Origin of the sequence: Vibrio sp. M260121, assembly GCF_036533715.1 — a bacterium.
Taxonomy (GTDB): Bacteria; Pseudomonadota; Gammaproteobacteria; order Enterobacterales; family Vibrionaceae; genus Vibrio.
The window spans coordinates 66,233-79,519 of the sequence record NZ_JATABF010000012.1 but is presented as its reverse complement, the minus strand read 5'-3'; the positions used below and the strand labels follow the sequence as shown (position 1 = coordinate 79,519).

Below are 13,287 nucleotides of genomic sequence, written 5' to 3'. Positions count from 1 at the left end.
TGGCTTGACCATCCCCCCATTCTTTCTATTTAAGAGAATGAATATGTCAAAAGAATTTAGCCGCACGCAGCGCGTATCACAGCAGCTGCAAAAAGAACTTGCGATGATCCTTCAACGTGAAGTTCGTGACTCTCGCCTAGGCATGGTTACGATTTCAGACGTAGAAGTGTCACGCGACCTTGCTTACGCAAAAGTATTCGTTACTTTCCTATGTGTGGGTGAGCAAACACCAGAATCATGCCTAGCAGCACTACGTGAGCACGAAGTGCACATCCGTATGATGCTTGGTAAGCGTATTCGCCTACGTCTAACGCCTGAAATCCGTTTCTACTACGACAACACACTAGTAGAAGGTATGCGCATGTCGAACTTAGTTTCTGAAGTTGTTAACGAAGATAAACGTAAACAGCATGATTCAGGTCGCGAAGAAGATCAGGCAGGGGAAGAGTAATGGCTCGTCGTCGTAAAGGTCGTCCAATTAATGGCGTTATCTTGTTGGACAAACCAACAGGTATTTCTTCAAATGATGCACTGCAAAAAGTAAAACGTATTTTCTTTGCTGAAAAAGCGGGTCATACGGGTGCATTGGACCCACTAGCGACGGGCATGTTGCCAATCTGCTTAGGCGAAGCAACTAAGTTCTCTCAGTTCTTGTTAGATTCAGACAAGCGCTACCGCGTAATTGCAAAGTTAGGTGAGCGTACTGATACGTCTGACTCTGATGGCGAAGTGGTAGAGACGCGCCCAGTTGACGTGAACCTAGAGAAGCTAGAAGCGTGCATCGACACGTTCCGTGGTGAATCAGACCAAGTACCTTCAATGTTCTCAGCATTGAAGTACCAAGGTAAGCCATTGTACGAGTACGCTCGTAAAGGCATCGAAGTGCCACGTGAATCTCGCAAGATCACGGTATACGAAATCGTACTTCACCGCTTTGAAGGTGATGAAGTTGAGATGGAAGTACACTGCTCAAAAGGCACTTACATCCGTACTATCGTTGATGACCTAGGTGAAATGCTTGGCTGTGGCGCACACGTGACTATGCTTCGTCGTACTGGTGTTGCTAAGTACCCATACGAAAAAATGGTGACGCTAGAACAACTTAATGAGTTGCTTGAGCAAGCACATCGCGATGAAGTAGCACCGAAAGAGTTGCTTGATCCACTGCTGTTGCCAATGGACACTGCCGTTGAAGGTTTGCCTGAGGTAAACCTAAACGCTGAGCTAACTAACTTAGTACAACACGGTATGCCAGTGCAGGTACTGGGTGCGCCAGAGGGTACCCCAATTCGCATGACTTCTGGTGAAGATAAGCTGTTTATTGGCGTTGCTGAAGTGAACGACGATGGAAAAGTGGCACCAAAACGTTTGGTAGTTTTCCGCGACGAAGAGTAACTTCACTAAGCTCTAGAAAATACCGGCGATAATGCCGGTATTTTTATATTGCGCGGGTGAGGAAACTTCCCTATAATTCGCGCTTCGCGTAGCGGCTGAATCAGAGATTGGCTGCTACAACTTTAAACCTACTCTTATTAGGAGAGAATTATGTCTCTGAATGCAGAAACTAAAGCAGCAATCGTTGCAGAATACGCACAAGGCGAAGGCGACACAGGTTCACCAGAAGTTCAAGTAGCTCTACTTACAGCTTCTATCAACCACCTACAAGGTCACTTCAAAGCACACAAAGGCGATCACCACAGCCGTCGTGGTCTTCTACGTATGGTTTCTCGTCGTCGTAAGCTTCTAGATTACCTAAAAGGTAAAAATCTAGCTCGCTACCAAGACCTAATCAAGCGTCTAGGCCTACGTCGCTAATCAGCGACTGCATAGCAGTTTGTCTAAAAGGGGCTTTGTGCCCCTTTTTTGTTGCCCGTTACTTATTTTCACTGCTATGGCTTAGCCAAATCAAACTTATGCCGTTATACTACACGCGGCTAAATCTCGTTTTGAGATTTTCACAAAGACTCATTGCATTACAGTCAACCACGTCGACCAAAAGGTCGCGACTATTAAAAGCGAATTGCACACCATGTCAGTTTGTTTTCACTAGTCGCGATTCGTAATGTCTTGAGTATCAATCAATACTCTCTGAGCAAGTCCATCGATGCGCTTAGAAACAAGGAATAACAATGTTCGAAAAACCAGTTGTTAAAACGTTCCAGTACGGTAACCACACAGTTACTCTAGAAACTGGCGTTATCGCACGTCAAGCTACGGCTGCCGTTATGGTAACTATGGACGATACAGCAGTATTCGTTTCTGTAGTTGGTAAAAAAGAAGCAGTTGAAGGTCAAGACTTCTTCCCGCTAACAGTTAACTACCAAGAGCGTACTTACGCTGCAGGTAAAATCCCTGGTGGTTTCTTCAAGCGTGAAGGTCGTCCATCTGAAGGTGAAACGCTAACGGCTCGTCTAATCGACCGTCCAATCCGTCCACTTTTCCCAGATGCATTCAAAAACGAAGTACAAGTTATCGCAACGGTAGTATCTGTTAACCCAGATGTTCAACCTGATATCGTAACTATGATCGGTACTTCTGCGGCGCTAGCTATCTCTGGTATTCCGTTCAACGGTCCTATCGGTGCTGCACGTGTTGGTCACATCGACGGTCAACTAGTACTTAACCCAAGCAACACAGAGCTAGAAGCTTCTAAGCTAGACCTAGTGGTTGCGGGTACTGAATCTGCAGTACTAATGGTTGAGTCAGAAGCTGACAACCTAACTGAAGAAGAAATGCTATCAGCGGTTGTTTACGGCCACGACCAACAACAAACAGTGATCAACGCAATCAACGAGTTTGCTGCTGAAGTTGCGACTCCTGCTTGGGATTGGGTTGCTCCAGAAGAGAACACAGCACTTGTAAACAAGATCGCTGAACTGGCTGAAGCTAAGCTTGTTGAAGCTTACCAAATCACTGAGAAGATGGCTCGTTACGACCGCATCCACGAGATCGCTGGTGAAGTAAACGAAGTGCTACTTGCTGAAGATCCAGAAGCGAACACAAAAGAAATCCACACTATCTTCCACGATCTAGAGAAGACAGTGGTACGTCGCAGCATCATCGCTGGTAACCCACGTATCGACGGCCGTGAAAAAGACATGGTTCGTGCGCTAGACGTACGTACTGGTGTTCTTCCTCGTACACACGGTTCATCACTATTTACACGTGGTGAAACTCAGGCTCTAGTAACTGCGACTCTAGGTACGCAGCGTGATGCTCAAATCATCGACGAGCTAACAGGTGAGCGTAAAGATCACTTCCTACTACACTACAACTTCCCTCCATACTGTGTTGGTGAAACTGGTTTTGTAGGTTCTCCTAAGCGTCGTGAAATCGGTCACGGTAAACTGGCTAAACGCGGTATCGCAGCAGTAATGCCTTCTGTTGATGAATTCCCATACACAGTACGTGTTGTATCGGAAATCACTGAATCTAACGGTTCTTCTTCAATGGCTTCTGTATGTGGTACTTCTCTTGCTCTTATGGACGCAGGTGTGCCAATCAAGTCTTCTGTTGCGGGTATCGCAATGGGTCTTGTTAAAGAAGGCGACGATTTCGTGGTTCTTTCAGACATCCTTGGTGACGAAGACCACCTAGGTGACATGGACTTTAAAGTAGCAGGTACTAACACTGGTATCACAGCACTTCAAATGGACATCAAGATCGAAGGTATCACTAAAGAGATCATGCAAATTGCGCTTAACCAAGCTCAAGGTGCACGTAAGCACATCCTATCTGTGATGGATGAAGCTATCTCTGGTGCTCGTGAAGACATCTCTGAATTCGCTCCTCGCATTCACACAATGAAGATCAGCGCAGAGAAGATCAAAGACGTTATCGGTAAAGGTGGTGCAGTTATCCGTGCTCTAACTGAAGAGACAGGTACAACTATCGAAATCGAAGACGACGGTACTATCAAAATTGCAGCAACTGAAGGTGCAGCAGCGAAAGAAGCTATCCGCCGTATCGAAGAGATCACTGCTGAAGTTGAAGTAGGCCGTATCTACACTGGTAAAGTTGCACGTCTGGCTGACTTTGGTGCATTCGTAACGGTTCTTCCTGGTAAAGATGGTCTAGTACACATCTCTCAAATCGCTGAAAAACGCGTTGAGAAAGTGTCTGACTACCTAACTGAAGGTCAAGAAGTTCAAGTTAAAGTTCTTGAAATTGACCGTCAAGGCCGTGTACGTCTAAGTATGAAAGAAGCAGTAGAGAAGCCAGCAGAAGAAGCAAACGACGCTTCTGAAGCAAAAGGCGAGTAATCTAAGTTTCGACTTTTGGTCTTTTATTAGCTTAAGAGCCTGAAAGCATGCTATAAAAGGGGAGCATTTTCGCTCCCCTTTTTTTGGGCCTGTTTCACCAATTATCGCCTCAAGCGAAGTTAACTAGCCTATCGTGCATAAAGAGAAACAGACCCAGAGCGGTCCAAACAGGAGTACCAATTAGTGAAATGGTTTCAAACCGCAAGTTTATGTGTTGCTATCGCGCTGACCGGTTGTGCTAATACCTCTCAACAATCGGCACAACAGTGGATCTACCCTCCGATGGCGGTACCGCTACAACCAAGCGTGCAACAAGAAGTTCAGATTGCGCGCCTTTCCCAGCTTTTACAGCGTCCAGACCTGAGTGATGAAGTTCGCGCTAAGATGCATTACGAGCGTGGTAACTACTACGACAGTGTTGGCCTGCGTGATCTTGCTCGTTTGGACTTCAATCAGTCTCTACAACTGAATCCAGCTCAACCAGATATCTTTAACCTACTAGGCGTGTATTTCACTCAAGTTGGCGAGTTTGATGCGGCTTACGAAGCGTTCGATTCGACATTAGAGCTAGCACCAGAGAATTCATACGCAGAGCGTAACCGAGCGATAGCGCTTTACTACGGTGGTCGTATCGATCTGGCTCTGGAAGACATGACTAAGCATTATGAAGAAATGCCGAGTGACCCGTTCCGTGCACTATGGCTTTACATCATCGAAGCAGAGCAAAACCCTGAGCAAGCGAAAGCGAACCTAGAGAAGCGTTACCAGCGCGACCGAAGTGAAGAGTGGGGCTGGGTTCTGGTTGCCATCATGCTGCGTGACGTGTCTGATGATGCCGCACTAAAAGCTATCATGGATGGCACGCGTGAGAATTACCGCCTTGCTGAGCGTTTAACAGAAACTTACTTCTACCTTGGTAAGCGTTACCAACTAGAAGGTGATATTGCTGATGCGATTTCATTGTACAAGCTAGCAATCTCTTTCAACGTTTATGAATACGTAGAACACCGTTACTCCTTCTTGGAACTGGCGCAAATCTACGATCAGTTGCAGCAAGAACAACTTGCTAAGCTCAAAGCCGAGCAACAGCAACAAGAAGAAAAATAACCATGAGCCGCCCAACTAGAGCGGCTTTTTTGTGCTTGAAGAATTTGGATAGGTTCTCTAAAATAGTTAGCCTTGCTAACTAAATGAGCAAAGCACAATGGCACTAGAAAAAAGCCTGATTGAGTTAGAACGATTTTGTGCCAAAGCGTGGCGTGTTTATGCCAAGGAAGATCCGCTTTCACATTTGAGCTTTAATGAGTTCGATTACTTACGAGTGATTCAGCTTCATCCAGAAGGTGTGCGTATTACCGACTTAGCGGAAGAGCTGCAAGTCACCAAACCGTCAGCTTCAAATATGGTGGTTCGTTTGGAGAAAAAGGGGTTGGTTCGACGCATCGCTTGTAACGAAGATGCGCGTTCAAAGCGCGTTTTGCTAACGGAAGAAGTGATAGCAGAGATGTCCCTTGAACAGGTGGTATACAAGGATATTTCTGAACAACTCGTGCGTAAACTTGATAAGCAAGAAGCACAGCAACTGAAAGCGCTACTGGATAAAGCGCTCGGAAACTAAACGTACATTTTATTCTTTTATCTATTTAGTTAGCTTTGCTAACTATTGGTGGTAGTCATGCAAAACTCTATATACAAACAGTTTTGGAAATACACAATTCCGACCGTCGCAGCCATGTTGGTCAACGGTTTATACCAAGTCGTTGATGGTATCTTTATTGGTCGTTATGTGGGGGCTGATGGATTAGCGGGGATCAACGTCGCGTGGCCGATCATTGGTTCGATACTTGGTATCGGTATGATGGTGGGCGTAGGTACGGGTGCTCTCGCCTCTATCAAACAAGGTCAAAAAGACAGTGAAGGTGCTAAACGCATTCTCTCAACTGGTCTTTTGCTTTTAGTTGCTTTGATGCCTGTCGTAGCAACAACATTGTTCTTCTTCGCTGATGACTTTATTCGTTGGCAAGGGGCTGAAGGTCGTGTTTACGAGCTTGGTTTGCAGTACCTGCATATCCTGAGTGTCGCGTGTGTGTTCTCGCTGGGTTCGATTGCAGTGCCGTTTTTGCTGCGTAACGATGATAGCCCGAACCTAGCCACCATCTTGATGGTGATTGGTGCCGTGATCAATATCGTGCTTGATTACCTGTTTATTGCTTGGCTTGGTTGGGAGCTTGAAGGTGCAGCTATTGCGACTGCGTTAGCACAGATGGTGGTCACCATTCTTGGTGTTGGTTACTTCTTTACTTCAAGAGCTAAGATGCGTCTGTCGACTGGCGACTTGAAGATGCAATTTGATGTTATCCCTAAAATAATCATGATCGGCACATCGAGCTTCTTTATGTATGCCTATGGCTCAATGATGGTTGCTCTGCACAATGCTCTATTTGCCCAGTACGGTAGTGCGTTGTTGATTGGTGCTTACGCCATCTTGGGTTATATCGTGACGGTCTACTACTTGATCGCAGAAGGCATCGCTAATGGTATGCAGCCTTTAGTGAGCTATAACCATGGTGCACGTAATCAAGACAATATTCGTAAGCTGTTGAAGGTCGCAATGGGCACGTCAGTGCTTGGTGGTGTCGCGTTTGTTATTCTGATGAACATCTTCCCGTACGAGTTTGTATCGGTGTTCAACAATGCCGATCAAAACCTGATTGATGCGACAGTAGTGGGGATTCGCCTCCATATGTTTGCATTGTTCTTGGATGGTTTCTTAGTGGTTGCTGCGGCGTACTACCAATCGGTAAACAAAGGCAGCAAAGCGATGTTTGTGACTATTGGTAATATGGCAATCCAATTGCCGTTCTTGTTCATCATGCCAAAGCTATTCGGTGTTACTGGTATCTGGATTGCGTTCCCATTATCTAACATAGCTTTGAGCTTAGTGGTGATGACAATGTTGTGGCGCGATATAAAGAAGCTAATGAACGAGAGCTCTGTAGAGCCAAGTATTCAAGCGTCTTAACGACGAATAAAAATAATAAAGCGAGGTTATAACCTCGCTTTATTATTGCTTTGAAGCCCGTGAGAAAGAGTTAGATGTTCTTCACTTCTAGACCTGCAAGTTGATGCCAGTAACCGTTGCATTGGCGGTCTTGGATCTTGCCTGGGTTGGTGCCTTTCTCGTTTGAGCGGAATTGGTCTAGCTCAGAGAAGGTACTCAGACCGAGCGGGCTTAAACGAACCACATCAACCAGACCTTCCATACTTGGTAGATCGTTGATTAGGTTGTAGCAGTAACCAGACTGAGTTTGGATGCCGTTTAGGTTAAACACTTCCTGACCTTCTTGGCTGCTTACTTGAATACCCGTTGGGTACTTAATACAGCACGTTTCGCAATCATCTTTGGCTTTGTTTTCTGCACGAGCGGTAAAGCAGCGCGCCGAGTAAGCCAGCGGCAGATAACCGTGACTGAAGACTTCTACTTCAAACTTATTGCGAATACCAAGTTCATCACATTGAACCAGAGTGTTGCTGAGCCACTCGCGTGATAGTTCTACTGGCATGCACCAGCGGATCATGCCTTGTTTTAGGAACAAGTTAAGCGTGTGCGCGTTGTAAGTGTTAACCGCAGGACCAACTACGAAAGGCACTTTGTGCTCAGAAGCCAGTTGAACTGCAGAAACGTCGTTAGCTTCAATCGCGAAGTCACCGTTGTCGATGTACTTCTTCATGATGTTCACTTCACTTGGCGCTTCTAATAGTGCCATCGTGGAAAGCACGACTTGTTTGCCAGATGCAGAAAGTTCTTTCGCGATATCAAACCAATGTGCAGGCTTCATTTCACGACGTTTTGAACACACGGTTTCACCTAGGTAGATGATGTCCGCAGAGCTTGATTTCGCTTGTTCGTAAAACGCTTCAACGTCTTGCTTTGGCCAGAAGTACAACAGTGGACCAAGTGCGTATTTCATTGAGTTATCCATCTTAACCTCTACTGCCATTTACGGTGGTAAGCACCAAGTGTGGTTTGCGTACCTTCAGACACGTTTGCCAACGCTGCATCCCAAGCTGCTTCAACTTGGTAAGCCTCTGGATTTGCTTGGTAACGATCAATCGCAGCACGCCACGTGCGCGTTACTTGTTCTACGTAAGCAGGGCTGCGTTGGCGACCTTCAATTTTTACGGAAGCCACATTTGCCGCAAACAGCTCAGGCAACATAGAAAGGGTGTTCAAACTGGTTGGTTCTTCCAGTGCATGGTAGCGTTTTTTCTCGCCTTCAATTTCAGCTTCGAAACGACCTTTACACAAAGTTGGGTAGCCTGCGTTTTCACCAGCGCTGTAGCGATCGATCAGAATATCGTTAAGACGAGATTCCAGACCGTTTTCTGTTTCTTGCCAGCGAACGTATTTCGCCGGAGAGCACGCACCAACGGTGTTTGGTGATTCGCCAGTCATGTACGAAGACAGGTAGCAACGACCTTCTGACATGATGCACAGGCTACCAAAAGCAAAGACTTCCAGCTCGACATCGCTAGTGATGTTGCGAGAAAGCTGTTTTACCTGATGGATAGACAATACGCGAGGCAGTACAACGCGTTTTACGTTGAAGTTTTGCTTGTAGAAATCTACCGCTGCAACGTTGGTCGCTGATGCTTGCACAGAAAGGTGCAGTTCGAGTTCTGGGTATTTGCGAGCAGCGTACTCAAGTACCGCAATGTCAGCCACGATCAGCGCGTCTACACCCAAGGCGGCGGCATTGTCGACCGCATTTGTCCAACGCTCGAAACCATTTGGGTGGGCAAACGTGTTTAATGCAACGTGGATCTTTTTGTTGCGGTCATGAACGTATTGCACCGCTTTTTCAAGCTTCTTGCCGTTGAAGTTCAGACCAGCAAAGTGACGAGCGTTGGTATCGTCTTTAAAGCCGATGTATACGGCGTCTGCACCGCAATCAATCGCGGTTTTTAGCGCAGGCAAGTTACCCGCAGGACACAAGAGTTCCATATGCTCACAATCATAGAGAATAAAAAGGTGCCCGCATTTTATGAAGAATTATGAATAGCGAAATTGACCTAAGTTAGGTTTAGCTCAATAAAGTTGAGATTTACCCCTTGAGAGTAAGGGGTAACACTCAGATTTTGTTGCAGTTGAGATCAGTTCTTATGACGGCGGTTTTGCGCAAACAACTCTTCAACCTCGTGTTTAGGTTGAGGGCGGTAAAAATGGAAGCCCTGAATCGAGTTACATTGCAGGTTCGATAGCAGTGTTGCTTGTTGGTGGGTTTCCACACCTTCGGCGACCACGGTCAAATCCAATGATTTACCAAGGTTGATGATGTTCTCAATCACCGTCACCTGTTTTGGGAGCGTATCGATGTCGTTGATAAACGCGCGGTCGATTTTTAGTTCATCGATAGGGAAGCGTGCTAAGTAGGAAAGGGAAGAGTAACCTGTACCGAAGTCATCGATAGACAGGGCAAAACCAAGCTTCTTGATCGCATTAAGCATTTGCAGCGTGTGTTCGCTGTCGCTCATTACCGCACTTTCGGTGAGCTCAAAGGTAATGCAGCTTGGGTCAAGTTCGGTAGTGCGCAGTAACTTCTCCATATAGTCGATCAGTTGTGGGTTACCGAACTGCTCTGGAGAGAGGTTGATCGCCACGCGTCCCGGTAGAATGCCTTGCAGTTTCCAGCGTTTTACTGTGTTAAACACATCACGCATTACCACGCGACCAAGATGTTCAATCAAGCCTGCACGCTCAGCTACAGGGATAAATGCGCCCGGGCTAATGTAACCTTCGACTGGATGCTTCCAACGTACTAGCGCTTCGGCTCCGTTAATGCTGAAGTCGCGCGCGTTAACTTTTGGTTGGTACCATACTTCCAAGCCGTTTTGCTGCAACGCTTTTTGTAGCTCGATCTCTAACCACAAACGCATACGCGCTTCTTTGTTCATCTGATCGTTAAATTTAATCAGGCGGTTACGACCACGGTCTTTTGCTTCGTACATCGCGGTATCAGCGTTTTGCAGCAGAATGCGCGCGTCTTGCCCGTCTTCTGGGTAACGCACACTACCAATAGAACATGCTAGGCGCTTGCTGAAATGATGCAGATCGAAAGGTTGGTTGATCAGAGAAATAATGCGCTCAGATAAAATCTCCGCCATACGAGTGTTTTCTGGCTCAGGCAGGATAATGCCAAATTCGTCGCCGCCTAAATGGCCAATAATTGCTTGATTTGGTAAAGAACGTTTTAGACGAGCGGAAACTTCTTGAATCACTTTGTCACCGATGTGATGGCCAAGTGAATCATTGATATTCTTAAAGTTATCGATGTCGAGGTAGAAAACCAGCAACGGCGTCTGGCTCTTGATGAGTTGCTCTAATCGTTTCGTAAAGCCAAAGCGGTTATACAGCTTGGTCAGCGAATCAATGTGCGCGTCTTCATTGGAATTGGAAGAAAGCAGCTTGGGCGCATCGTCGGCGTCTTGGATCAAAATGATTTGAGATTCACTGCCGAGAATTGCTGTGGTATCGGCATGCAATTGAACTTTACGTTCGAAGCCACAACGAGCGCTGGTCAGACACACAAAAGGTTTTTCAGAGAGTAATGTGCTGATGCGATGAGTGAAGACTTTTTTGCTGTTTTCATCGATAAACAGACGAGTCAGCTCTTCTCCAAGTAGCTCATGAGGCGAGTTTAACCCGAGTAAACGTGCGGAGGCTGGATTGGCAGAAATGATGATGTCATCTTCCACCAACAGCAAACCGTCGGGCAAAAGCTGAGTTAGCTTAGCGAACTTGCTTTCGGACTCTTCTAACGAGCGAACCAGAATCTGTTTTTCAGACGTGTCAATGGCATGAAAGACCACAAAGCGAATTTCGTTTTCTTCATGAACGGGAGAAAGGCTGAAGTGAAGACTGGTTTCAAGATCGGTTTCGTCGAGCGTGATTTCCGCTTCAACATGATCACCTTTGAACGCGCGTTGGTAGTAGGGGGCGAGCTTCTTGTAGAACTGCTCTCCCAGTACTTGGCTGTCGTTCAGACCAACGATCTCGTCGTGTCCTAAGCCTGCAATGTCACAATAGCGATCACTCACCATTCGATAATTGTGTTTCTTATCAAGAATGGCAAAAAAGAATGGGCTATTTGAGGTAAGCGTTGCAAACCAATGTTGTAATTGCTGGGAAGGCATTAAGGTGTTACCGATCTCCAATGAGCCTGATTATTCGTCCGTGTAATAAAAACGCTATTTTGATAACTATAACTTTGAACATACCGTTATTAAAGCGTTTATCCACGACTTAGCGTCAATAATACACGTAAGGTCAAAAAAACGACGTTTGAGTGAGTAAACCGCCTACTTCTAAAACAAACAGATTTATTGATACATAACAGGTACAGGTATTACTCTATTGCGTAAGATAGACAACCTTATGACAAAGTAACGGATAATTAGCGTGTTAAACAAGATTCGCAGTCAACTAGTAAAGAACGCAGCATCAATTTTGCGATCTCCAGTCCAGTTATTGCCACAAACTGTTCAGAAAAAAGCCTTGCTAGAAGGTTTAAAAATGGTGTTCAAAGAAGCCCTAGAAGATGGTGATTTTGAGTTCCTTGAAGACAAGTGGCTGAAAGTTGCGATTAAAGACTTGAACTTAGCATGGTACATCAGCTACCAAGATGAAAAATTAGTGGTAGCAGAGAAACCGGTTCAGGAAGATGTGAGTTTTAGTGGTAACCTTAACGACCTAGTACTTATTGCTGGTCGTAAAGAAGACCCTGATACACTGTTCTTCCAACGTCGTCTTTCTATTGAAGGCGATACTGAGCTTGGCTTAGAAGTGAAAAACCTGATGGACAGTGTCGACTTAGAGCAGTTACCAAAAGCGATGCAAGTTGCACTGAACCAACTGGCTGACTTTGTTCAGAAAGGGGTTCAAGCGCCTGCACAAGAAACCGGAGTAGCGAATGCTTATTCGAACTGAAGCCCCTGCGGACATTCTCACCATTGACCGTTTATTAAAACACGCTTTCCCAACAGATGCGGAAGCCAACCTAGTGATGCGTTTGCGTGAAAACGGCAAGCTCACTTTGTCTTTGGTAGCCTGTACCGATGAAGGTGAAGTGGTTGGTCATGCGCTGTTTAGCCCTGTGACGTTGAATGGTGAAGATTTATCTTGGCAAGGTCTTGCGCCTTTGGCTGTGCATGAAGACTACCGCCGCCAAGGTATTGCTGCTGAGCTAATCAAAGAAGGTTTTGATTCGCTTCGTGACTTTGGTTACCCAGTGTGTGTGGTATTAGGTGAGCCAGATTACTACGCGCGCCAAGGCTTTACCGCTGCTGAAGATATGGGCTTCGACTGTGCATGGGAAGTGCCGCAAGGTGCGTTCCGCGTAGCAGAATTGGTCGAAGGTCAGTGTGACGGACGCTCTGGTCGCATCGATTATTCTCCAGAATTTTCTGAGCTATAATCGCCAATATTGAATGACAAAGCCCGCTGTAAAAGCGGGCTTTGTTTTTGAGCTCTTAGTGAGTCGCACAGAGCAAAAGTGGTTTAATCCTGTTCTTGGACGCGTTTTTTACCCCAAACTTCGATTTTTGCCTTTTTACTCATACCAGCTGCATTCAATGTCATGTTGCCCCAGCTTTTGTATTCCATCTCTAGACGTTTGAACTTCGCATCTTCAGAACCTGGTAGTGTCCAAGCGCGTGTCGACATACCATTCGTTAGTGTTCCAACCATGGTTTTGAGCTTTTTCTCGCTGCCATCGGTCATGGTCACTTTCATGTTCTTAATGCTCATGGTGCCTTGAGTACATTTGATTTTGATTTTGCTGAACTTACGGTTTTTGAACAGGCCGTTTGGTTCTACCGTGTCGGTCTCTGTTTGGAAGTTTACGGTTTTCTCGGCGATCAGCTCCCAGCCATCGTTGCTATCCTTAGCGAAAGCGGTAAAGCTGGTGGTGGCGATAAGTAACGTAATAGCGAGTGATTGGAAAAGCTTCATAACACCTCTGACTTT

General features: G+C 46.0%; 13 protein-coding genes. 9 read left to right on the top strand and 4 right to left on the bottom strand.

Features of this window, described 5'->3' with window-relative positions; translation table 11 throughout:
- Positions 1-43: 43 nt before the first annotated feature.
- The 7 genes from rbfA to vmrA all read left to right on the top strand — a co-directional run bounded on the left by rbfA (position 44) and on the right by vmrA (position 7,284).
- Positions 44-451 (top strand): 30S ribosome-binding factor RbfA, encoded by a 408-nt coding sequence (gene rbfA / locus QTO06_RS09345; protein WP_331407575.1) that lies wholly within the window; start codon positions 44-46, stop codon positions 449-451.
- Positions 451-1,395, top strand: coding sequence for a tRNA pseudouridine(55) synthase TruB (gene truB / locus QTO06_RS09340; RefSeq protein WP_331407574.1), 945 nt, complete (start codon positions 451-453; stop codon positions 1,393-1,395). Before rbfA ends, truB begins: the two co-directional genes overlap by 1 nt.
- Before the next feature lie 150 nt (positions 1,396-1,545).
- A complete protein-coding gene (rpsO, locus tag QTO06_RS09335; RefSeq protein WP_005380094.1) occupies positions 1,546-1,815 on the top strand; it encodes a 30S ribosomal protein S15 in 270 nt (89 codons plus the stop codon).
- Positions 1,816-2,129: 314 nt separating this feature from the next.
- Entirely contained in the window at positions 2,130-4,262 is a 2,133-nt protein-coding gene (gene pnp, locus QTO06_RS09330; RefSeq protein WP_009707524.1) for a polyribonucleotide nucleotidyltransferase, read from the top strand.
- A 183-nt stretch (positions 4,263-4,445) separates the two neighbouring features.
- Complete coding sequence (gene nlpI / locus QTO06_RS09325) at positions 4,446-5,369, top strand: lipoprotein NlpI (protein ID WP_331407572.1); 924 nt, start codon at positions 4,446-4,448, stop codon at positions 5,367-5,369.
- 97 nt (positions 5,370-5,466) lie between these two features.
- Positions 5,467-5,880, top strand: a complete 414-nt coding sequence (locus tag QTO06_RS09320; RefSeq protein ID WP_005439471.1) for a MarR family winged helix-turn-helix transcriptional regulator — start codon at positions 5,467-5,469, stop codon at positions 5,878-5,880.
- Between the two features lie 57 nt (positions 5,881-5,937).
- Complete coding sequence (gene vmrA, locus QTO06_RS09315; RefSeq protein ID WP_331407570.1) at positions 5,938-7,284, top strand: sodium-coupled multidrug efflux MATE transporter VmrA; 1,347 nt, start codon at positions 5,938-5,940, stop codon at positions 7,282-7,284.
- Between the two features lie 70 nt (positions 7,285-7,354).
- Here vmrA and QTO06_RS09310 read toward each other — a convergent pair whose 3' ends face one another.
- The 3 genes from QTO06_RS09310 to QTO06_RS09300 form a co-directional block, all read right to left on the bottom strand.
- Complete coding sequence (locus QTO06_RS09310; protein ID WP_009707523.1) at positions 7,355-8,233, bottom strand: U32 family peptidase; 879 nt, start codon at positions 8,231-8,233, stop codon at positions 7,355-7,357.
- A gap of 20 nt (positions 8,234-8,253) precedes the next feature.
- Positions 8,254-9,267 (bottom strand): ubiquinone anaerobic biosynthesis protein UbiU, encoded by a 1,014-nt coding sequence (gene ubiU / locus QTO06_RS09305; protein ID WP_005431919.1) that lies wholly within the window; start codon positions 9,265-9,267, stop codon positions 8,254-8,256.
- A 149-nt stretch (positions 9,268-9,416) separates the two neighbouring features.
- The gene (locus QTO06_RS09300; RefSeq protein ID WP_005439475.1) at positions 9,417-11,456 is read right to left on the bottom strand and encodes a sensor domain-containing protein; all 2,040 of its coding nucleotides are present in this window, start codon (positions 11,454-11,456) and stop codon (positions 9,417-9,419) included.
- Positions 11,457-11,721: 265 nt separating this feature from the next.
- Here QTO06_RS09300 and ubiT point away from each other — a divergent pair, with 265 nt between their 5' ends.
- Positions 11,722-12,249 carry a ubiquinone anaerobic biosynthesis accessory factor UbiT gene (ubiT, locus tag QTO06_RS09295; RefSeq protein WP_005431915.1) on the top strand — a complete coding sequence of 176 codons (528 nt, stop codon included), beginning with the start codon at positions 11,722-11,724 and terminating at the stop codon, positions 12,247-12,249.
- Positions 12,233-12,736: a GNAT family N-acetyltransferase gene (locus QTO06_RS09290; protein WP_009707522.1), complete on the top strand. Its 504-nt coding sequence runs from the start codon at positions 12,233-12,235 to the stop codon at positions 12,734-12,736. The genes ubiT and QTO06_RS09290 overlap by 17 nt, the downstream gene beginning before the upstream one ends.
- Before the next feature lie 83 nt (positions 12,737-12,819).
- On the opposite strand, the gene QTO06_RS09285 is transcribed toward QTO06_RS09290, so the two are convergent.
- Positions 12,820-13,272, bottom strand: a complete 453-nt coding sequence (locus tag QTO06_RS09285; protein ID WP_005439486.1) for a hypothetical protein — start codon at positions 13,270-13,272, stop codon at positions 12,820-12,822.
- Between the last annotated feature and the right edge of the window lie 15 nt (positions 13,273-13,287).

Bases quoted from the DNA above. Each gene is read 5' to 3' on its own strand.
- rbfA (WP_331407575.1), top strand. From the start codon at position 44: ATGTCAAAAGAATTTAGCCGCACGCAGCGCGTATCACAGCAGCTGCAA.
- truB (WP_331407574.1), top strand. From the start codon at position 451: ATGGCTCGTCGTCGTAAAGGTCGTCCAATTAATGGCGTTATCTTGTTG.
- rpsO (WP_005380094.1), top strand. From the start codon at position 1,546: ATGTCTCTGAATGCAGAAACTAAAGCAGCAATCGTTGCAGAATACGCA.
- pnp (WP_009707524.1), top strand. From the start codon at position 2,130: ATGTTCGAAAAACCAGTTGTTAAAACGTTCCAGTACGGTAACCACACA.
- QTO06_RS09320 (WP_005439471.1), top strand. From the start codon at position 5,467: ATGGCACTAGAAAAAAGCCTGATTGAGTTAGAACGATTTTGTGCCAAA.
- vmrA (WP_331407570.1), top strand. From the start codon at position 5,938: ATGCAAAACTCTATATACAAACAGTTTTGGAAATACACAATTCCGACC.
- QTO06_RS09310 (WP_009707523.1), bottom strand. From the start codon at position 8,233: ATGAAATACGCACTTGGTCCACTGTTGTACTTCTGGCCAAAGCAAGAC.
- ubiU (WP_005431919.1), bottom strand. From the start codon at position 9,267: ATGGAACTCTTGTGTCCTGCGGGTAACTTGCCTGCGCTAAAAACCGCG.
- QTO06_RS09300 (WP_005439475.1), bottom strand. From the start codon at position 11,456: ATGCCTTCCCAGCAATTACAACATTGGTTTGCAACGCTTACCTCAAAT.
- QTO06_RS09290 (WP_009707522.1), top strand. From the start codon at position 12,233: ATGCTTATTCGAACTGAAGCCCCTGCGGACATTCTCACCATTGACCGT.
- QTO06_RS09285 (WP_005439486.1), bottom strand. From the start codon at position 13,272: ATGAAGCTTTTCCAATCACTCGCTATTACGTTACTTATCGCCACCACC.